General features: G+C 40.3%; 20 protein-coding genes. 11 read left to right on the top strand and 9 right to left on the bottom strand.

The features are described from left to right. Window positions 1–495: 495 nt before the first annotated feature. Together A4S05_RS28590 and mdh are read left to right on the top strand one after the other, a co-directional pair. Window positions 496–711, top strand: coding sequence for an NAD(P)H-quinone oxidoreductase subunit O (locus A4S05_RS28590; protein WP_069073167.1), 216 nt, complete (start codon window positions 496–498; stop codon window positions 709–711). A 101-nt stretch (window positions 712–812) separates the two neighbouring features. Continuing rightward, on the top strand, window positions 813–1,781 hold the full coding sequence (gene mdh, locus A4S05_RS28585) for a malate dehydrogenase (protein WP_069073166.1): 969 nt from the start codon (window positions 813–815) through the stop codon (window positions 1,779–1,781). A gap of 497 nt (window positions 1,782–2,278) precedes the next feature. Here mdh and A4S05_RS28580 read toward each other — a convergent pair whose 3' ends face one another. Next, on the bottom strand, window positions 2,279–2,608 hold the full coding sequence (locus tag A4S05_RS28580; RefSeq protein WP_069073165.1) for a translation initiation factor: 330 nt from the start codon (window positions 2,606–2,608) through the stop codon (window positions 2,279–2,281). Between the two features lie 93 nt (window positions 2,609–2,701). Continuing rightward, window positions 2,702–3,193, bottom strand: a complete 492-nt coding sequence (locus A4S05_RS28575) for a hypothetical protein (RefSeq protein ID WP_069073164.1) — start codon at window positions 3,191–3,193, stop codon at window positions 2,702–2,704. A 336-nt stretch (window positions 3,194–3,529) separates the two neighbouring features. Between A4S05_RS28575 and A4S05_RS28570 the strand changes: the two genes are divergently transcribed. From A4S05_RS28570 to A4S05_RS28560, 3 genes are read left to right on the top strand one after another with little or no spacing between them, the layout of a single operon-like run. Continuing rightward, window positions 3,530–4,207 (top strand): hypothetical protein, encoded by a 678-nt coding sequence (locus tag A4S05_RS28570; RefSeq protein ID WP_069073163.1) that lies wholly within the window; start codon window positions 3,530–3,532, stop codon window positions 4,205–4,207. A gap of 45 nt (window positions 4,208–4,252) precedes the next feature. Beyond that, the gene (locus A4S05_RS28565) at window positions 4,253–6,241 is read left to right on the top strand and encodes a P-loop NTPase fold protein (protein ID WP_069073162.1); all 1,989 of its coding nucleotides are present in this window, start codon (window positions 4,253–4,255) and stop codon (window positions 6,239–6,241) included. Window positions 6,242–6,243: 2 nt separating this feature from the next. Continuing rightward, window positions 6,244–7,692, top strand: coding sequence for a DUF1802 family protein (locus tag A4S05_RS28560; protein WP_069073161.1), 1,449 nt, complete (start codon window positions 6,244–6,246; stop codon window positions 7,690–7,692). Window positions 7,693–7,723: 31 nt separating this feature from the next. On the opposite strand, the gene A4S05_RS28555 is transcribed toward A4S05_RS28560, so the two are convergent. The 4 genes from A4S05_RS28555 to A4S05_RS28540 all read right to left on the bottom strand — a co-directional run bounded on the left by A4S05_RS28555 (window position 7,724) and on the right by A4S05_RS28540 (window position 9,047). Next, entirely contained in the window at window positions 7,724–8,026 is a 303-nt protein-coding gene (locus A4S05_RS28555; RefSeq protein WP_069073160.1) for a type II toxin-antitoxin system RelE/ParE family toxin, read from the bottom strand. A 2-nt stretch (window positions 8,027–8,028) separates the two neighbouring features. After that, complete coding sequence (locus A4S05_RS28550) at window positions 8,029–8,289, bottom strand: ribbon-helix-helix domain-containing protein (protein ID WP_069073159.1); 261 nt, start codon at window positions 8,287–8,289, stop codon at window positions 8,029–8,031. A gap of 81 nt (window positions 8,290–8,370) precedes the next feature. Then, window positions 8,371–8,733 (bottom strand): aspartyl protease, encoded by a 363-nt coding sequence (locus A4S05_RS28545; RefSeq protein WP_069073158.1) that lies wholly within the window; start codon window positions 8,731–8,733, stop codon window positions 8,371–8,373. Next, on the bottom strand, window positions 8,730–9,047 hold the full coding sequence (locus A4S05_RS28540; RefSeq protein WP_069073157.1) for a hypothetical protein: 318 nt from the start codon (window positions 9,045–9,047) through the stop codon (window positions 8,730–8,732). Before A4S05_RS28540 ends, A4S05_RS28545 begins: the two co-directional genes overlap by 4 nt. Before the next feature lie 272 nt (window positions 9,048–9,319). Between A4S05_RS28540 and A4S05_RS28535 the strand changes: the two genes are divergently transcribed. Then, complete coding sequence (locus tag A4S05_RS28535) at window positions 9,320–9,982, top strand: Nif11-like leader peptide family natural product precursor (protein WP_069073156.1); 663 nt, start codon at window positions 9,320–9,322, stop codon at window positions 9,980–9,982. Between the two features lie 415 nt (window positions 9,983–10,397). Here the strand turns inward: A4S05_RS28535 and A4S05_RS28530 are convergent, their stop codons facing one another. The 3 genes from A4S05_RS28530 to A4S05_RS28520 form a co-directional block, all read right to left on the bottom strand. Beyond that, window positions 10,398–11,984 (bottom strand): glucose-6-phosphate isomerase, encoded by a 1,587-nt coding sequence (locus A4S05_RS28530; RefSeq protein ID WP_069073155.1) that lies wholly within the window; start codon window positions 11,982–11,984, stop codon window positions 10,398–10,400. 273 nt (window positions 11,985–12,257) lie between these two features. Continuing rightward, the gene (locus A4S05_RS28525) at window positions 12,258–12,515 is read right to left on the bottom strand and encodes a cytotoxic translational repressor of toxin-antitoxin stability system (protein ID WP_069073154.1); all 258 of its coding nucleotides are present in this window, start codon (window positions 12,513–12,515) and stop codon (window positions 12,258–12,260) included. A 51-nt stretch (window positions 12,516–12,566) separates the two neighbouring features. Further along, window positions 12,567–12,764: a hypothetical protein gene (locus tag A4S05_RS28520; protein WP_069073153.1), complete on the bottom strand. Its 198-nt coding sequence runs from the start codon at window positions 12,762–12,764 to the stop codon at window positions 12,567–12,569. Between the two features lie 235 nt (window positions 12,765–12,999). Between A4S05_RS28520 and A4S05_RS28515 the strand changes: the two genes are divergently transcribed. The 5 genes from A4S05_RS28515 (at window position 13,000) to A4S05_RS28495 (ending at window position 18,812) form a co-directional block, all read left to right on the top strand. Next, entirely contained in the window at window positions 13,000–14,133 is a 1,134-nt protein-coding gene (locus tag A4S05_RS28515) for a branched-chain amino acid ABC transporter permease (protein WP_069073152.1), read from the top strand. Further along, window positions 14,123–14,905: an ABC transporter ATP-binding protein gene (locus tag A4S05_RS28510; protein WP_069073151.1), complete on the top strand. Its 783-nt coding sequence runs from the start codon at window positions 14,123–14,125 to the stop codon at window positions 14,903–14,905. Before A4S05_RS28515 ends, A4S05_RS28510 begins: the two co-directional genes overlap by 11 nt. Window positions 14,906–15,069: 164 nt before the next feature. Next, window positions 15,070–15,645, top strand: a complete 576-nt coding sequence (locus A4S05_RS28505) for a Uma2 family endonuclease (RefSeq protein ID WP_069073150.1) — start codon at window positions 15,070–15,072, stop codon at window positions 15,643–15,645. Window positions 15,646–15,854: 209 nt separating this feature from the next. Further along, on the top strand, window positions 15,855–16,724 hold the full coding sequence (locus A4S05_RS28500) for a substrate-binding domain-containing protein (protein ID WP_069073149.1): 870 nt from the start codon (window positions 15,855–15,857) through the stop codon (window positions 16,722–16,724). A gap of 102 nt (window positions 16,725–16,826) precedes the next feature. Beyond that, window positions 16,827–18,812 (top strand): HAMP domain-containing sensor histidine kinase, encoded by a 1,986-nt coding sequence (locus A4S05_RS28495; protein WP_069073148.1) that lies wholly within the window; start codon window positions 16,827–16,829, stop codon window positions 18,810–18,812. Window positions 18,813–18,852: the final 40 nt, after the last annotated feature.

The following is an 18,852-nucleotide window of genomic DNA, read 5'->3' as shown; positions in this document are numbered from 1 at the left end:
CATCGCGTCTTCAAATACAAATTATCTACACCAGTAACCTTAACTGAACCGTATTGGATTATAGCGCTTCTCAGTTGAGTTTAATACAAGCTGTAAACCATTTCACTTTAATAATGATACAAATACGTGGGTAGGGGTAAAGCACATTACATTGCTCATTGGTGTCAACTTAAGCTAGAAATAGCTTCGCTGCGGGCTTCATAACCCGCCAGAGAATGAATTCTCTGGCTCATAGCTAAAGTCTACTGAAGTAGACTGAATATTTTTGGGGATATCTAGTCATCTTCAGATGACTTTCGCTATGATTCTTGGAACTTCAGTTCCTTGCGGGACATAGTTTTTGCGTTAAGTTGACACCAATGGCGAGACGCCCATCCCACAAGAGGCAAGCTTAAAATAGTGCATTAGACGTAAGTTAGGAGTTTTTACTTCTAACTTGGAACTCTCTTAAAATGCAGATAGAGAAAACTAGTTACAAATTTGAGAGAGGAACTCATGGCAGTCAAAAAGGGAGATATGGTTCGCGCTATCCGCGAAAAACTGGAAAACAGTCTGGAAGCAAAAGCCAGTGATAGTCGCTTTCCTTCTTATTTGTTTGAAACCAAGGGCGAAATTGTAGATGTCAAAGGTGATTACGCCCTGATTAAGTTCGGGAAAGTGCCAACACCAAACGTTTGGTTACGTGTGGATCAACTGGAAGAGTTTAAATAATAAAAAAGAATTCAGGAATCAGAATTCAGAATTCAGCATTTATTCTGACTCCTGAATTCTGACTTCTGAATTCTTCTTTAAAAAATCGCATTTTAAAATTTATGTCTTCTTCTCCTAACTCCCCAATTGTCTGTAATTTACCCCGTGTCACCATCGTGGGTGCGGGTAGGGTTGGCAGTACTTTAGCCCAACGGGTTGCAGAGAAAAACCTGGCAGATGTAGTTTTACTAGATATTATTGCGGGAATGCCCCAAGGTTTGGCGCTGGATTTGATGGAAGCCAGGGGAATTGAAATACATAATCGCCAGATTATCGGCACAAATAATTATGCTGATACAGCTGGTTCTCAAATTGTGGTAATTACCGCTGGACTTCCCCGCAAACCGGGGATGAGTCGGGATGATTTGCTGAAAACCAATGCCAAGATTGTGGTGGAAGCGGCAAAAAATGCGATCGCTCATTCTCCCAATGCTATTTTTATTGTCGTCACCAATCCGTTGGATGTGATGACTTATTTAGCTTGGCAAGCAACAGGTTTACCACGCGATCGCATTATGGGTATGGCTGGTGTATTAGATTCCGCCCGTTTTGAAACTTTCATTGCCCTAGAATTGGGCGTTTTACCCGCCGATGTCAAAGCGATGGTATTGGGTAGCCACGGCGATTTAATGGTTCCCTTGTCTCGTTACGCTACCGTTAATGGCATTCCCATCACTGAATTGCTGGATGCAGCCACAATTGAACGCTTGGTAGAAAGAACTCGCAACGGTGGCGCAGAAATTGTGGAATTGATGCAGACGGGAGGCGCTTTTTTTGCTCCGGCATCGGCTACTAGTGTGATGGTAGAATCGATTTTGCTAAATCAGTCGCGGTTGTTACCTGTGGCAACATATCTGCAAGGTGAATACGGTTTAGAAGATGTTGTGATTGGTGTTCCCTGTCGATTGGGATGTGGTGGAATTGAGAGTGTTTTAGAATTGACACTCAGTGATGAAGAAAGAGAGGCTTTGTATACTTCGGCTGAATCTGTGCGTCAAAATATTCAGCGATCGCAGGAAATAAATAATTAATTCATGAGAAGGAGTCAGGAGTCAGAATTCTGAATTCAGAATTCTGAATACCCCAGCAGTCAAGTCAGGGGTAACAGTCACGGAAAGAATTTTTTCTTCTCCACGATAGCGTAGCGGTAGCGAATTCTTGAGCGTCTTAAAATCGCTTGCTTTAAACCTCTATTCTCCATCCAGTCGCACAGAATCCATTCTGGATTCTGGCTCCTGAATTCTGAATTCTTCTTCAGTAATTCGTAATTTGTCGAAATAACTGCACAAACAAAAGGCAGTAGGTTAACATCCTGCTGCCTTATGCCAATTCAATTAATTATTGCAACACACCTTTGGGTAAAGACGCGATGAATTGCGTCTCTACAAATGGTCTATTTGTCGCATTCTTTTTTCAAATTGGTATTACAAATCAAATTGGGAAAACCTCTCTTTTTATAGGTGAGAGGCTTGGAATTGTCCCCATTTCCTAGTAGGGAAGGGTTTGGGGGGTTAGGTTTGGCGTTAAGTTAACGGCGGGAATCCTGATCTGCGGGGTCGCCATAGGGGTCTTCGCTGGCTGGACGGACGTTACCAAACTCGCCTTTGTCTGCGGGATCGCCGTAAGGGTCTTCACTAGCTGGGCGAACTTTGCCGTAAGATGCTGGATCTGCGGGGTCGCCATAAGGGTCTTCACTCGCTGGGCGAACTTTGCCGTAAGATGCCGGATCTGCGGGATCACCATAAGGGTCTTCGCTGGCTGGACGAACATTGCGATCGCGGAATTCTGTATTTTCAGCTTGATCGCTGTTCGATCCCAAGAGGAAATCTTTCGCCTTTCGCAAAAAGTAATTTACCATAATCCTTCTCCTGATTTAGTTTCGTGTCTCCCACGTGCGCGATCGGCGTTATCCTCCGGGAAACCCGCTTTAGATTTACACACGCTTCGCTATCTAGAGTGCTGGTGCTGCGGATGCAGTTATGCCAGTGAGATCACGACCTGTAGAACTCCGGTTATAGCCTTGGAATTGCTGATACTTTTGTGCCTCAGATTCGGGTACTCGAATTCCTTCTGCTGGTGGAGTTACCCAGTGAGCGCGATGTTCAGCATCGCGGTAGTATACACGCCCGTTCTTGGAAAGATAGTACTTACCCTCTGCTCCTTCTTGGGGAGCATTTTTATGTTGGTTGTACATGTAGTAAAGTGCGGCTGCTCCAGCCAATATTGCCACTTTTTGTCCTGTACCCATTCCCTTTTTAACTTCGGGTTGGTTTGTGGTGCGATCGCTCACTGTTCTACCAATGGTGTCATCAACAGGTGGTGGAACTGAAGCCTTTTGTGAACCGCCTCCGCAGCTACTAAGCAAGGGTACCATTAGTAATGCTGAAAGCAGCACTGCAAATAGACGCGAAACTATTTTACGTTCTTTAAATATTGTGTTCATCGGATTTTGTCATCACCTGTATTTTCTAAAAGCTTTGCTGCTGCAAAAACAAAGTTGGAATTCCTGTTATTTCGTCTAGAGAAAAAACATATACCACTTAATTTACAACTGCACAGCTAAAGCGTTTCATTTGTAATGATGATCGATTTTCTCAAGTATTCCATCCCGCCTTTGAGAGAAACAGCATTCATCCCAAGGAAATATCTTATTGATTTTTTCTGAATCTATTTGGCTGAAACGCTGAAATATTCAGCAATTTCTCGGTTATTTTTTCTGAATAAATAATTTACAAAGATACAGCTACTATGATGATCTTTGTCAAACAATACACTCAATATGACATCAAAAAATACAGCCCAAACTAGCACTCGTCTCCTTTTGGCTCTGTGGGATTTGGGAGGAACGCAGCAGGAAGTTAAGAAGGGTCAACTCACTAAGCGAATTGTATCTAAAAGTCAGAAGGTCGCAGATTATCAGGGTTTATTTGAAGACTTACAGAATCAGGGTGCGATCGCAATCTCCAAAAAGGGATATTCTCTGACATCTCCCAAGGGTTTAGAGGTGTTGGGTGAGGGTTTGAGGAGTGGCGAGTTTAAGTTTGAAGGGACGATTGTCGGTACTTGGGCGGCGAATGCGTTGGTGAAGTGGATTAGTCAGATTGATGTTGCAGTAGCTGGTGCAGATGTACCAGTTAATGGAAAGGGTGCGTTAGCGGAGTTTTCCAAAGGAATCGCATCTTACGACGAGTTTAAGTCAGTGGCGTTGGAAGTCTACGACAAGTTGAACTATGAGTACAACTTTAATAATCTAGTGCCAATTTATCAGATTAGAAGAGGAATTGGCGATCGCGTGAGTCGTACAAAGTTCAGTGAGTGGTTGCTAGAAATGCAAGAAAAAGATGTTTTGCAGCTGATGGCAGGAGAAATGCGAGATATCACCCCAGACAAGCGTGATGATTCAATAACAATTCCTGGTGGTGGGTTGCGTTACTACACCAAGCTCTTAAATACCTAAATTTCTCCGAATTCTTGTATAGCTTTTTACTCAAACAAAATTACTATGGACAGTTCACCCGTCTCTCCAACAGAAGCCCTTAACGCCGCGATCAGAAGTCATAATCCATTTATCAACGCTGGCATAGTCAAAGAACAAGATGTATGGGGGAAGGGATTCCCCGATGTACCAACTTTAAATGCTCACGCTTCTAATGCAGTTTTTCAGGCAATTGATCTGGTGCGTACTAGCCAATCTACTCAAGAGAAAGTGACATCAATTGCCATAACAGCTCAACAGGGTGTGGGTAAAACTCACATCCTTAGTCGCATTCGCCATCGATTGAAAAGCGATGGAACTGCTCTGTTCATTTATGCAGGTGTTAACAACTATACAGATTTAAACCTAGTTAAATACCAGTTCCGGCAAACTTTGGCAGATAGTCTCAGTAACACTGGTAGTCAAGGCGTGATGCAGTGGCAAGAAGTGGCGGCGGCGATGGCAAATGAAGGATTTAAAGCTATCGATTCTAATTTTCCAAGTCTTTTTCCCCAGGTACTTGTTGAAAGATTTGATAAAGTATGTTCAAGCTGGTCAGCTAAAAACAAAAATTTGATGGATAGGCTGACCAAAGAAGTTCTCAAAACAAAACCAAATGCAGATCCCTATATTGTCAGGGCTATTTTGTGGACGCTTTCAGAAACTCAAGCATCTTTTGCAATTAAATGGTTATCTGGTGATGAATTAGCAACCTTGAATGCTGAGGAATTAGGATTACCCAATCCCAGCAAAGCTAGTCAGAATAAGGAATCTGAAGCACTCAAAAATATTCAACAAATCCTGAATTTGGTGAATTACTATAACCCAGTTGTTATCTGTTTTGATGAAATAGATGTAGAAAACAATTGCAGTGATGATGGCTTAACAACTCCACAGGTAATTGCTGATTTAGTGAAGCGTCTACATGATACTCTCGAACCATCTGCACTTGGTAGAGGTCTTGTTATTCTCACAGTTATGTTGCCTGATACGTGGACAAATAAGGTGGATTTGATGCCTGGTGGTACACCTGATCGAGTTTCAAAATATACGCAAAGAAAACCAATAGATTTAAAAACTCTTGGTAGCGATTCTATGGTTGATTTAGTCACACTTTGGTTAAAAGACTTTTATGAAGTAAAACACTTAAAACCTCATCATCCACTTTATCCATTTGAAGAAAGTGAACTAAGAAAATATGGCAAGAACGGACTAACCGTAAGGGAAGCTTTGAAATGGTGTGCTGAAAACTTTAAGGTTGAGGAAGAAATATTACCACAAGACCCATTGCAAAGATTTTACTTGGCTTTAGAAAGAGAAAGTAAGGTAGATAATGGAGATTATCTAGATGAGAAAAATAATTCTTTAATTATCAATGCTTTACGTTTTGGCTTTCAGAGTTTGAAAGGTCAGACATTAGAATGTGAAACTTCCACAGGTGAAAAGCTAGAGGAATTAACAATCGAAGATATTACTGATGTTGAGCCAAAGTCAAAAAATCAGGGTTGGATAAACTTTAAAGTAATTGGCAAAGAAAAAAACAAAGGTTTCAAAATTGGTGTTTCTGTTCTGCAATTCTTACATGGGAGAGCAGTAGGAGCAGGAATGTGGCGTTTAATTGAATATGAAACATTCGACCTAACGCGAGGTTGTTTAGTTCGTTCTAAAGCAAATAAAATTCCCAAAAATTGGGATTCTTATAGTCATCTCAAAAAACTTGTAGAAGAACTTGGTGGAGAACATGTGGATCTAAAAACTGAGGAAATCCGACCGTTAATTTACTTTGATGCTGTTTATCAGAAACGTGAAAGTTATGAGCTAACCGAAGAACAAGTTATAGAATTTTCCCGGATGTTTACTCGTCAAAATTCTCTAATTCTAGAAATTTTAAGTGATCCTTCTGGTCATATCGATGACGATACTATTGAGGGAGAAGAATTATTAAACGACTTCCTTAACCCATCTATTATGGAAAATACAGACGACTTAGAGGATCTGAGTGAGTTGTTAAATTAAACATGAGTGAATCAGTTGTCCTTGACACAGCGTTATGTTTACCAGCTTCTGAGATTGAAGCGTTAATACAAGGGCGAATGATTGCAATAATGCCTCGAACATTCATTAATTCGGGGCGGCAATTTGCCCTTTATCCAATCGATATATCAATTAACTTACAATCCTATGAGGAGTACTATCGCCCAAGTTTTTTGTCTATTGCTCAAACAGTTTTAGCCCAGCAAGCTTGTGAAAAGGTTGTGGTTAAAGCTTGGGCTAGGTGTGAAGGGTGCATTTTGCATCCTCCTGAATCCTTGGATAGTTTGTCACTATTAACAGTCTGGACAAAAGAAGCATTACAGCAAACTCTTGGGCAACGACCTCATCTTGTTCTGGCTTACCTACGTGTTTATCTCCTACCTCAATCGCTTGAGATTCTTTTGCAATCCCAAAATCCTCAGTTTCGGCCTTTAAACTCTTCGCTGATCGTTTCTGAAGAAAAGCCAGTAATAAACGATCGCACCTTCACCCAACGCAAACGCCAATTAGAAAAGCTAGAACCCCCGCTGCATCCTGAATTGGAAGAATTGCAGAGTGCGATCGCATCCCTAACCATTAGCCAACCAGCAGCGAAACAATTAGACGAGGATATCAAAGCATTTTTGGGTTGGAGTAGTGATAAACCAACAAATCCATTAGATTTAGACTTATCTTGGATTCAGAAAATTGCTAAAGTTGGGAACTCTAGCGACGGACATACATTTGAAAAATTAGTTCGTAAAGGATTACTAAAATTAGGCTTTACAGGTTCAGGTTTGAATCCAGATGCAACGGGTGGCGCAGGAGGGATGGATTTTTACACTGAACAACCTTATCCAATAGTAGGAGAGTGCAAAGCAACTAAAACTGAAAAAGTTACTGATGGTACACCTACACAGTTATTAAAAATAGGTATGAACCATCTTGGTAAATTTCAGTATGACACTTCTATTAAATTAATTGTAGCCGCCGGAGAACTAAATTTTTTCGCATCAAGAACAGCTACCGAAAATCAAATGAATGTTATTAGCCCAGAAACTCTACAAAAACTAGTTGAACTGCAAGCACACTACAAAAATTCTATCAATTTGTTAGAACTAAAAGAGTGTTTGCAACAAGCTCCCTTTGGTTTAGCTGAAGATAAAATTAATACTTATATTGATAAAGTTGAACAATCTATAAGATTGCGATCGCACATTATCCAACTTGTCAAAAATTATCTAGAAAACTCAGGTATAGAATCTGCTGGTGTTGAAGCTCTACATGGTGCGTATTTTGGCTCACATCCGCCACAGCCAATAAAAACACCAGAAATGCACGAAATTCTGATAGAACTTTCCTCACCGTTAACAGGCTATTTAGGACGAATAAAAAGCAGTGATTGCAAGAGCGATCGCTTTTACTTTCTCCGCGATTTACTTATTAGCTGCTAAAAGATAATTGGAAGCAAACTCAAACACCAACTTACTCATCTGATTCTGCAAATAAAGATTCCAAATTTTGATAACCATTAACTACACGGACAATTTCAATTCCAGTATTTATAACTCGATAAAGAATAATGTAATGATCCAAAGGAACACCACGTAAATCAGGTTTAATATTTCCGTAGCTGCGTCCCATATTAGGGAAATTAGCTAAATATTTACACTTTTTATCAAACTTTTCAATAAAATGCTCCCCAGCATCAATATTCATTCTGACAAAATAATCAATAATTGTTGATAAATCTTGACTAGCTTCTGGAGAGATAATATGTTGCGTCATCCTTATAATTCTCTCGCCTTACGCAATTTATCTCGCAATTGTTCAACTACAACTTCCCCATCAATACCTTCCCCTCTATCCAGCTGATCAATAGCAACATCAACTTTTTCCCGTGTTTCTTGAACCCACTGCTGATAACCTTTTTCCCACTCTAATAGCAACTTCAACGCTTTACTAATAACTTCTTCAGGATTTGAGTATCTACCTGTAGCAATTTGGGCTTGGATAATTTGCTCTAGTTCAGGTTTAATTTGGATATTCATAATTTATATCTTCAGTTTGTTGAGAGCTTTAACCTTGTTATAACAAAAATTAAAGTAAGTTAATTTTAAGAGCGATCGCAGTTATCCTAAAGTTAATATACCAGCTTGATAATTCACCACAAACGGCAGAATTTTTAGCCACTCTGAACCTAACAATACTTCCGTAATTTCATTGCCCACATAAACATTAATTTCATACTCTTGTTCGTTTAATATCACCTTGCCTAGATAAATATCAAATCTTGATTCTCCTTTAGCAGTTCGTAGAGATTCCTCACCGATATAAAACCAGTCTAGACCCTCTAAATCTTGTTTGTTAATAGCAAGAAAGCCTGTAAAACCAGTATCCAACATAGCATCTACAGGCAAATCTAATCCATCAGATGTAATTAACTCAATTTCAAAAAATAGTTGCCCATTATCTCCAAAGTCCCCTTGAATCATATTGTGCCAGTTGTGCCTGTTTCATTTAAACAGAATACACAATGTCTACTATTTGAGTATTTTTCAAGGGATTTTTTATGAGCTTGCATTTTATCCACATCAATTAAGTAATCACCACTATCTGGCTCTACTGCAATATACCAGCCATAGTGTTCCTGAATCAAATCTGGACGCACACGCTCAAAAATTACCCGACAACGCCGATAAAATACTTCATCTTCAGCTTTGCGTCTAGCAAGTTCTTCTGGTGATAAAGTCCGTTCTGGAAAAATTCTACCCCGACGTGCAGGTTGTTTTGCAGTTGATTCAGTCATAGTATTAATTCTACTTATTGATGCTGCCTTAACTTTATTTTATAGGAAGCAATAAGGAGCGATCGCACAACCCACCGCAGGTATCACTATTTCCCTCAGTATATTTTATTTATAGTGATAAACTTTACAGAAAATTCATACTTAGTCACTGTGTAACTTCATTTACATAAGCTAGTAGTTTTTGTACTGTCGAAGAAACACATTATACTTACTACACTGGTGTTCATTAATAACCAACCTGTACCAAGTTCAAAACTTAGGTTAAATGACCCATGTATTATCAAATTTGGAATTTCTTTCTTAAAGAAGATAAATACATTTATTGGAAAGAAAAAATAAAAGTTAACAAAACTTTTGACAAAGCTACATGGCAAAAGATTATTGATTTTTTGTCGTTAGTAGAGCAAACTTTCCAATTAAAAAGTCAACTAGCAGAAACCGATAGTATTGAGCCGTTTCTCAAGTTAGCAACAGAAAATGGTTACAATTTGACAGCGGAAGAACTTGCTTGGTTTCTAGTTACGAGAAGACAGATTTGGGATCTTTTTGATTTTGCACAAAAAACGCCATCTCTAAAAGAAGAATTGCTCACAGCGAAAGATCCGCAGCAGTTCGTCAAAATAGCTGCTGAAAATGGCTATTACTTTTCTGTAGAAGAGTTAGCTTGGTTGTTAATTGAAATCAAATCATCGCCAGAATTAGTATCCATCAACAATAGTGTTGGAGAAATTCTCACAGTATCAAGCTACGGCAGAATTGAAATAGGATACTGGATTTGGCTGGCAGAAGACTGGGGAATTGTGCCACCATTCTGTCATCGAGAGAAACCAGATAATTTATTATCTGGAGATACCAACAATCCTTTTTTACTCGATCGGTGTTTCCTACCCAAGAGCTATTTTAATCAACGCATCTTGGTAAGTAGTAATTCGTAATCATGGTACGCACAATCGCTAATGTAATTACAGCAGAATTCAGAATTCAGGAGTCAGAATTCAGGAGTCAGGAGTAAAAAGATCCCCGACTTCCTTTAAGAAGTCGGGGATCTAAGCCTCTAGGCGTGCCTGCGTCTAAATTCCAGCTATAAAACAATATGCTTAGGTTAAGGGCTAATAGTGCAAAATCGTGGGTTTTCGAGACGCGATGAATCGCGTCTTTACCCAAGGATGTGTTGCAATCATTAATTGAATTGGTATTAATTACGAATTACGAATTACGAATTACGAATTACGAATTATACAGTGAAGCATCCTAGACGGAAGAGAAAACTTCTATCTAGGATGCTTCACAATAAAAAATTGTTGCTGATACAACAATTATGGACAAAATGTGATATTTAGACTAGAGCTATCAGCTAGCAGAAACGGTTAAAGTGCCAGGTTTCTGAAGATCACCTTGCAAAACCACACCTCGCTGATTGGCATGGATATGACGCAAAATTTTGTAAATTTCCTCAACTTGCTCTGATGCGCCTGCCTTTTCGGCAAGTTCCTCAAGAGAAATGGGATTTTTTTCTTTTTGTAAGACTGCTACCACTCGTGTTTGCAAATCGAGAATGGAAGCGGCTGCTTTTTTGCCAGCTTCTACCCCTGGCTGATGGTAGGCGTTGACGTTAACTAAGCTAGCGTATAAACCAACAGCGCGTTCATACAAAGCAATTAATGCCCCTACAGTTCGGGGGTTAACTTGGGGAATGGTGACTGTAATGGAATCGCGGTGATTTTCATAAAGCGCTTGTCGGGTTCCTTGGAGAAAACCGGAAAGATAATCGCCTGATGTAACTCCCGGATCTATTTCAGTGGATGGGCCCTGACGATCTTCCAACACTTCGATGAAGGTAGCAAAGAAATTCGCTACACCCTCACGCAACTGCTGGACGTAAGCGTGTTGATCTGTTGAGCCTTTGTTGCCATAAACGGCGATGCCTTGATGGACAACTTTGCCGTCTAAGTCTTTTTCCTTGCCCAAGGATTCCATCACTAGCTGTTGCAAATAGCGACTGAATAAAAATAAGCTGTCCTTGTAAGGTAGGACAACCATATCTTTTTCGCCCTTTCCATTACCTGCAAAGTACCAAGACAAAGCAAGCAAGGCTGCTGGGTTATTTTTCACATCTGGGACGCGGGTAGCGTCATCCATTTCTTTTGCACCATCTAGCATGGCGCGAACATCAATGCCCTGTAATGCGGCTGGTACTAGCCCCACAGCAGACATTTCTGAGGTGCGTCCTCCTACCCAGTCATACATGGGAAATCTGGCCAGCCAACCTTCGTCTTTAGCCAATTTATCGAGGTTGCTATCAACGCTGGTAATTGCTACCGCATATTGAGCAAAATCCAAATTGTGTCCGGCATAAGCTTTTTTAACTTCAATCATGCCGTTGCGAGGTTCCGGTGTTCCCCCAGATTTGGAGATCACCAATACCAAAGTGCTGGCGAGGGTATTTCGCAGATGATTGATAACGCGATCGATACCTGCTGGATCGTTGTTATCGATAAAGTGAAGTTTCAGGGGCGGGAAATCAGGAGCGAGAGCTTCCGCGACGAATTGGGGGCCGAGAGCGGAACCACCAATGCCGATGGAGATAATATCCGTGAAGCGGCTTGCTCTGGGAGGATGAATAGCACCTGTTTGGACTTTTTCCGCAAAGGCTTCGATTAGTTCTAGGGTTTGGACTATTTCTTGTGTAAGTTCTGGAGCTGGCGCTAAATCAGGATTTCGCAGCCAGTAATGTCCAACCATGCGGTTCTCATCGGGATTTGCGATCGCACCCTTCTCCAGTTGAGCCATATCCGCAAACGCCTTGTCAAACTTCGGCCGCAACGAATCCACAAAGGCATCATCAAACCGCATTCGACTGATGTCTAAGTACAGTCCCAATCCCTCGTGGAAATATAACCAGTTTTGGTATCGTTGCCAAAGTGCCCTAGCATCCATAGGGAAATCTCAAATAAAGTGTTTTCTCAAAAACCAGTTTAATGTAAGGTTATAGCGATCCCTGCCTAGCCTTATACAGTTTACAGTTTTCAGTGTTCCTTTGACCGTGCCAATTTTAGATTTTAAATTTTAGATTTTAGATTAAAAATTATTTCGGTTGATGCCCCGCACTTCTTTACCAGACGCTACCGCGAACGTGCCAAGAAAGCGAACGTGGGTGGAACAAATCCAAAATCCGCAATTCCAAAATCCAAAATTGATTGACTCTTTACTTTAAACATCTGGCATAGGGATGACACGCAGAAATTTCACAATTTCACCCCTGATTTCTATACCAATCAGGTAATTGTCTAGGGTGAAACGGTGAAAAATGCCTTCACCATCAAGCTGTCGCAGTTCTTTTAAATCAGTCAGTTGCCACTTTTGGGCTAACTCAATAAATACAAAATCATGCACCCGCTCGTAGGCGGCAGGTTCTAAATTTTTCAGGTCTAGTAAAAAAGACCTTGCATAGCGCATTTCCAGACTCACTAGGCGTTACCTTAACCAAAACTTGAGGGACACCAAAAGAGTGCTGCTGAATCAGAAAAACATCAACAGTCTTACTGCTTCTTCATGGGTTAAGATATCCCACGGTTGCTGCGATCGCTTAACTTGTTGTATCGCTTTAAGCATATAAAAGTCACAATGTAAAGCTTCGAGAACATCCCAAATGTCTTGCAAATCGTCATCGGCTAACTGCTCGATTAAGTGATGCATTCTCAGTCGCAGCAAATTCATACGTCAACTATTCCCTACCAGCAAACACCAACAATAAATAGTATTCCCACAAAATTAGCTACGCTCAAGCTACGCTAAAATTTATTCGCTTAGTGAGTGGGAGTGGGGAGTAGGGAGTAGGGAGTGGGGAGTAGGGAGTAGGGGGACAAGCGAAAATAACCATTCCCCATTCCCCATTCCCCATTCCCCATTCCCCATTCCCCCTTCCCCATTCCCCATTCCCCATTCCTTCAATATGGTTGACTATCTCATTTTCTTAGCAATTTCTACAGCACTTTTTGCTCTATTCGGTCTGGGACTCAATTTACAGTGGGGTTTTACAGGGCTAATTAACTTTGGTCATATTGCTTTCATGACCCTGGGAGCATATACAACGGTATTATTAAGCTTAAAGGGCGTACCCCTACTAATATCGGCACTGGCTGGGGCAATTGTCGCTGCCTTGTTGGGTTTGATAATTGGTTTTGCAACTCTCCGCTTACGGGAAGATTATCTAGGAATTGTCACCATTGGTACAGGCGAATTAATTCGTTTGGTGGTCAATAACCAGGAATTACCTGTGGGTGACACCTGGATTTCTGGGGCGTTTGGTGTGCAAAGTTATCCCATACCCTTATCTACAGAGCCGAGTTTGTTTGTCAGATTCGTGATGATTGGGTTGTTAACGCTGCTAGCTGCTGTAACTTTTTTTTCGTTATGGCGATGGATTCGTATTACTCAAATATCTCGGACTACTGATTTAGGCAAAAGGACAACTAGTAAACAAGAATTTATATCCCGCTTGGTTGTGGGAATTGTGTTAGCAGCTTTGGCAGCAGCGATTTATGTTTCTGGGGTAATCGGACTGTATAATTACAACCCAAAAGCGGGTTTAATGCTGGTGTTGCTGTTGGTTTTAGCATTTGTATACTGGCGCTTAGAAATTTTGGTGCGATCGCCTTGGGGTAGAATTCTCAAAGCTATCCGCGAAGATGAAGAAATTCCCAAAGCACTGGGAAAAAATGTCTTTTGGTATAAATTACAATCATTAATGTTAGGGGGTGCGATCGCAGGTATCGCTGGTGCTTTCTTTGCTTGGCAACTGTCCGCCATTTACCCTGATAATTTTCAACCACAGATCACCTTTGACACTTGGATCATGGTGATTTTAGGCGGTTCTGGCAATAACGTTGGCACAATCTTAGGGGCGGTAATTTTCTTTGCTTACGATGCGCTGACGCGGGAAGTCTTACCCAGAATCGTTACCCTTGATGAAGCACGTTTGGGCGCATTTCGGATCATGGTAATCGGACTAATTTTGATGGTACTGATGATTTGGCGTCCTCAAGGTATCTTAGGGAAAAAGGAGGAACTTACCCTTGGTAAATAACCAGTCATCGCCACTTCCCCTTTTGGTAGCCACTGGACTTTCTAAAAGCTTTGGTGGTGTCAAAGCAGTTAATGAGGCGAGAATCGAAGTTGCTAAAGGCAGTATTACGGGCTTGATTGGCCCCAATGGTGCTGGTAAAACCACTTTGTTTAACTTACTCTCAAACTTCATTCGCCCAGATAAGGGACGAGTAATTTTTGATGGTGAACCGATTCAAAACTTGCAACCATACCAAATCGCCCAGCAGGGAGTAATCCGTACTTTTCAGGTTGCACGCACTCTCTCGCGGTTGTCGGTGTTAGAAAATATGCTGCTGGCGGCGCAAAAACAAACTGGTGAAAATTTTTGGCAAGTACAATTGCAACCGCACATTGTTGCTAAGGAAGAAAAGCAACTGCAAGAGCGAGCAATGTTTTTATTAGAATCAGTGGGCTTGGCAAAAAAAGCACACGATTATGCTGGTTGCTTGTCTGGTGGACAACGTAAGCTGCTGGAAATGGGACGGGCGCTGATGACTAATCCCAAGTTAATTTTGTTGGATGAACCGGCTGCTGGCGTGAATCCGAAACTGATTGATGATATTTGCGATCGCATTATCACTTGGAACCGCCAAGATGGGATGACCTTTTTGATTATCGAACACAATATGGATGTTGTTATGTCCTTGTGCGATCGCGTTTGGGTACTTGCCGAAGGACAGAATTTAGCTGATGGGACACCAGCAGAGATTCAGAGTAATCCCAAAGTTTTAGAAGCTTATTTGGGCAAATAAAACAGGAGTCAGAATTCAGAATATTCTACCCATAAAGCAATACAGTTCAGATAAGACCAAAACACTTGTAGAGACGGCGATTTATCGCGTCTCGAAAACCCAAAATTTTTGCCAATAGCCCTTAACTGAACCGTATTGATCCATAAAGGGATAGGGAGCTTTTTATGTCAATGATGACAGTCAGAGATTTAGAGCAAGTTCAAACCGCTTTTACCGAAGCAGGTTTAGATTACCAGCTGGAACTCGAAAATGGGAAAATTTCAGTCATAAGCCCGTCAGATATTGTATCCAGCGAAATCAGCAGTCGTCTCATCGCCTTTCTCTTTGCTTGGATAAATCCTCGTCGCTGGGGAAGAGTATTTGATTCCGCTGGCGGTTTCATCATGCCAGATACAAACCTCAAAGCACCCGATGTTTCCTTTGTTCGTGCTTCCCGACTTCTCCAAAGTCCTCGTTACTTTGGAGAACTTGTCCCTGACTTGGTGGTAGAAATTAAATCTCAGAGCGATAAAATTAAACTTATAGCAGCCAAAATTCTGAAATTTATAGAATTAGGAGCGATCGTCGGTATTCTGATTGACCCTGATGAAGAGACAGTTACAATTTATCGCTCTACAGGCGAACCGACAGTTTTAGAAAATGGCGAGACTTTAACTATACCAGAACTTTTTCCCGGTTGGGAATTGCCCGTTACTGAATTGTGGCCTCCTATCTTTACCGAGGAAGAAACACAAATTTAGTGAAGCTTATTTGGGAAAATAATTTGTGAGCTAAAAATATATTTTCAAATTAAAGCCACATATTCCCGACTTCTTAAAGAAGTCGGGTATCTTTTTCTTGCTTATCATGAAGGATTTAATTTTACCGTTACATTTTATAAAAATCTGGGAATATTAAGTTATGAAAGCTTGCACTATATATAGTGTTTTAGATACTTAAAGACTCACTTATGAAAAAGATTGTTCAGTCAACGATCATCAGCATTATCTTCTTTGGTATGTGCGGTTGTAACTCATTCAAACCGACTGATTTAACAACTTCTAATCAAGTTACTAACCAAACTGATTCTCAATCCCAAAAAATTATCAAAATTGGTGGTTCTAGTTCAACAATCACAGTTTTAAAACTTTTAGCGCAAGCTTATCAATCTCAAAACAAAACTGTCAAAATTGAGTTTATCTCCAATAGCCAATCCGAAGGTGCGATCGCAGCCTTAAAAAACGATATTATTGATATCGCTGGTAGCAGTCACAAACTCAAACCAGAAGAAGATAACGGAAAAATTCAATATCGTGAAATTGCACAAGATTTGTTACTTGTTGCCACTAATAATAGTGTTAAAGGTGTTAATAACCTCTCAACCAAGCAATTAAAAGCAATTTACAAAGGTGAAATCACAAATTGGCGAGAGTTAGGCGGTGCTGACGCAAATATTGTAGTATTGGATAGACCTGAAGATGAATCAGCGAAAAAATTATTACGGAAATATTATTTGGGAACAGAGAAAACCACAACTAAAGCCGTGATTTTGAACAAAGAGGGAGAATTAATCGAAACCTTACAAAGTACTCCTAATTCTATCGGCGCTTTTTCTTTGGCTTATTCTCTCATCAATAAATCACCTGTCAATCATCTCAGTCTCAATGGTGTTGCTCCCAAATCGCAAAACTTCGCCAATGGTAAATATCAAATGGTGCGTCATATAGGTATCCTCTCTGACAAAGTACCTTCCGCACCTACTCAGGGTTTTATTGATTTTATATTGAGCAAAGAAGGTGAAAAAGTACTACAAAATAATGGCTTTGTTCCGGCTAAATAAATGAACAATTCGTAATTCGTAATTCGTAATTACGAATTACGTTAGCGCAGCGGGGCGCAGACCATTACGAATTACGAATTAGTAATTATTGTTGAATGTGCCATGCAGAGATTTTTCAGGGGGCTGAAACTCAGCCAAAAAATTGTTCTACCGATGCTTGCAGTTTGCCTGAGCGTATTTATGCTGGGCTTAGTAGTGCTAGGAAATTGGTTTACCGATAGTTTACAGCAGAATTTTCACCAAGAAATAGAAAGTTTTGCTGAACGAGTTTATCAGGATTTTCAGTATGAACAGCAAACCCTAGAAACTCAAATCGAACTGATTGCTAATCGAGATATGCTAAATCAGGCTGTGGAACAGCGAGATCAAAGTTTGCTTTTGCAAGTATTGCTACCACTCAAATCTATATTGAAATTGGATTGGATTAAGGTAATTGATACTCAGGGTAATGTCCTCGTAGATTTACGAAATAATTCCTTAAGTCAAGCCAATCTTTTAGACGAAGTAGTTACCAGCACTGCCAGTAGAGGAGCGCATTTAGTCGATTTGGTAAATGTAGAAAGCAAGCAACAAGTTCTCGAAGTGGTAACAAATGGAATCAAATCATCAGCAGGACTTTTGGGAGGAATCATCATTGGTAACTTAGTAGACGATACCCTAATACAAAAAATTGCTGAGGGTTCCTCAAAACAACTGATTGTCCACAGACAAAATCGTGTAGTTGCAACAACCTTGTTGATAGCCAAAGATGGAACTTGGGAATTTCCTCATCCTAATTTACCTCCTAGACAAATCACTATTGATCACAAAAACTATTTAGCTAAAAGCATCATATTTAGAGGAGTAAGTCAATCTTTAACAACCACAGTATTGTATCCTACCTCGCTTCTAGAAGTTGCTCAATGGAAGTTATGGACGCATTTAGGATTGTTGTTTTTGTCAGGAAGCAGTATTGTGGCAGTTATTGGATTTTTAATTGCACAGACTATTACTCGCCATCTGCAAGCTGTTACACAAGTAGCACAACGAGTCACCCAAGAATCTAATTTTGATCTGCAAGCTCCTGTAACGACTCAAGACGAGGTGGGAATCTTAGCTATTGCTTTTAACCAGTTAATTCAACAAGTAAAGCGACTATTAGTAGAACAATATGAGGCGAAACAAAAATTAGAGTTTTACAGCCAAACACTAGAAGAAAAAATAGAAGAACGAACCCAAGCACTACGACAAAAAAATATTGCTCTCAAGGATACTTTACAAGAACTCAGGCATACCCAGTCTCAATTAATCCAGAATGAAAAAATGTCTTCTTTGGGGCAATTAGTTGCTGGTATTGCTCATGAAATCAACAATCCAGTTAATTTTATCTACGGTAATCTTAAGCATACCGACGATTACACACAACAGTTGTTGTGGTTACTTCAACTTTATCAAAAACATTATCCCTACCCAGAAACAGAAATTCAAAAAGCTAAAGAAGAAGCTGATATTGAATATTTAACAGAAGATTTGCCTAAAATGTTGACTTCCATGAAGATTGGAGCCAGTCGCATCCGGGAAATTGTCCTCAGTTTACGAATATTTTCTCGTTTGGATGAAGCCGAGTTTAAAACTGCTGATATCCATGAAGGGATTGACAGTACTCTATTAATTTTACAACACCGGATCAAATCCCAAAGTCATCGCCCTCAAATCACAGTGATTAAAGAGTACGCTGAAATTCCTAAAATTCAGTGCTTTGCAGGACAATTGAATCAAGTATTTATGAATATTTTGGCAAATGCTATTGATGCTTTAGAAGAGGCTTTTCAAAATGGGCTTTGTCCAGAACCAATAATTCGTATTTCTTCAGCGCAGGTGAATCAAAATGTCGTTATTCAGATTGCTGATAATGGCACAGGGATTCCAGAAGCAATCCAATCACATCTATTTGACCCCTTTTTCACTACAAAACCAGTTGGTAAAGGTACTGGTATGGGATTATCTATTAGCTACCAAATTATTACTGAAAAACATGGCGGCTCGTTACAGTGCATTTCATTACCGGGACAGGGTGCAGAGTTTGTAATTACAATCCCGATTCGATAGGTGATTTTGCACAATAGTCAGGGATTGTAAATCCCTGTCT

Origin of the sequence: Nostoc sp. KVJ20, assembly GCF_001712795.1 — a bacterium.
Lineage (GTDB): Bacteria > Cyanobacteriota > Cyanobacteriia > Cyanobacteriales > Nostocaceae > Nostoc.
The sequence above is the reverse complement of the archived record's forward strand: the minus strand, read 5'-3'. Positions and strand labels throughout refer to the sequence as shown.

Bases quoted from the DNA above. Each gene is read 5' to 3' on its own strand.
- A4S05_RS28590 (WP_069073167.1), top strand. From the start codon at position 496: ATGGCAGTCAAAAAGGGAGATATGGTTCGCGCTATCCGCGAAAAACTG.
- mdh (WP_069073166.1), top strand. From the start codon at position 813: ATGTCTTCTTCTCCTAACTCCCCAATTGTCTGTAATTTACCCCGTGTC.
- A4S05_RS28580 (WP_069073165.1), bottom strand. From the start codon at position 2,608: ATGGTAAATTACTTTTTGCGAAAGGCGAAAGATTTCCTCTTGGGATCG.
- A4S05_RS28575 (WP_069073164.1), bottom strand. From the start codon at position 3,193: ATGAACACAATATTTAAAGAACGTAAAATAGTTTCGCGTCTATTTGCA.
- A4S05_RS28570 (WP_069073163.1), top strand. From the start codon at position 3,530: ATGACATCAAAAAATACAGCCCAAACTAGCACTCGTCTCCTTTTGGCT.
- A4S05_RS28565 (WP_069073162.1), top strand. From the start codon at position 4,253: ATGGACAGTTCACCCGTCTCTCCAACAGAAGCCCTTAACGCCGCGATC.
- A4S05_RS28560 (WP_069073161.1), top strand. From the start codon at position 6,244: ATGAGTGAATCAGTTGTCCTTGACACAGCGTTATGTTTACCAGCTTCT.
- A4S05_RS28555 (WP_069073160.1), bottom strand. From the start codon at position 8,026: ATGACGCAACATATTATCTCTCCAGAAGCTAGTCAAGATTTATCAACA.
- A4S05_RS28550 (WP_069073159.1), bottom strand. From the start codon at position 8,289: ATGAATATCCAAATTAAACCTGAACTAGAGCAAATTATCCAAGCCCAA.
- A4S05_RS28545 (WP_069073158.1), bottom strand. From the start codon at position 8,733: ATGATTCAAGGGGACTTTGGAGATAATGGGCAACTATTTTTTGAAATT.
- A4S05_RS28540 (WP_069073157.1), bottom strand. From the start codon at position 9,047: ATGACTGAATCAACTGCAAAACAACCTGCACGTCGGGGTAGAATTTTT.
- A4S05_RS28535 (WP_069073156.1), top strand. From the start codon at position 9,320: ATGTATTATCAAATTTGGAATTTCTTTCTTAAAGAAGATAAATACATT.
- A4S05_RS28530 (WP_069073155.1), bottom strand. From the start codon at position 11,984: ATGGATGCTAGGGCACTTTGGCAACGATACCAAAACTGGTTATATTTC.
- A4S05_RS28520 (WP_069073153.1), bottom strand. From the start codon at position 12,764: ATGAATTTGCTGCGACTGAGAATGCATCACTTAATCGAGCAGTTAGCC.
- A4S05_RS28515 (WP_069073152.1), top strand. From the start codon at position 13,000: ATGGTTGACTATCTCATTTTCTTAGCAATTTCTACAGCACTTTTTGCT.
- A4S05_RS28505 (WP_069073150.1), top strand. From the start codon at position 15,070: ATGTCAATGATGACAGTCAGAGATTTAGAGCAAGTTCAAACCGCTTTT.
- A4S05_RS28500 (WP_069073149.1), top strand. From the start codon at position 15,855: ATGAAAAAGATTGTTCAGTCAACGATCATCAGCATTATCTTCTTTGGT.
- A4S05_RS28495 (WP_069073148.1), top strand. From the start codon at position 16,827: ATGCAGAGATTTTTCAGGGGGCTGAAACTCAGCCAAAAAATTGTTCTA.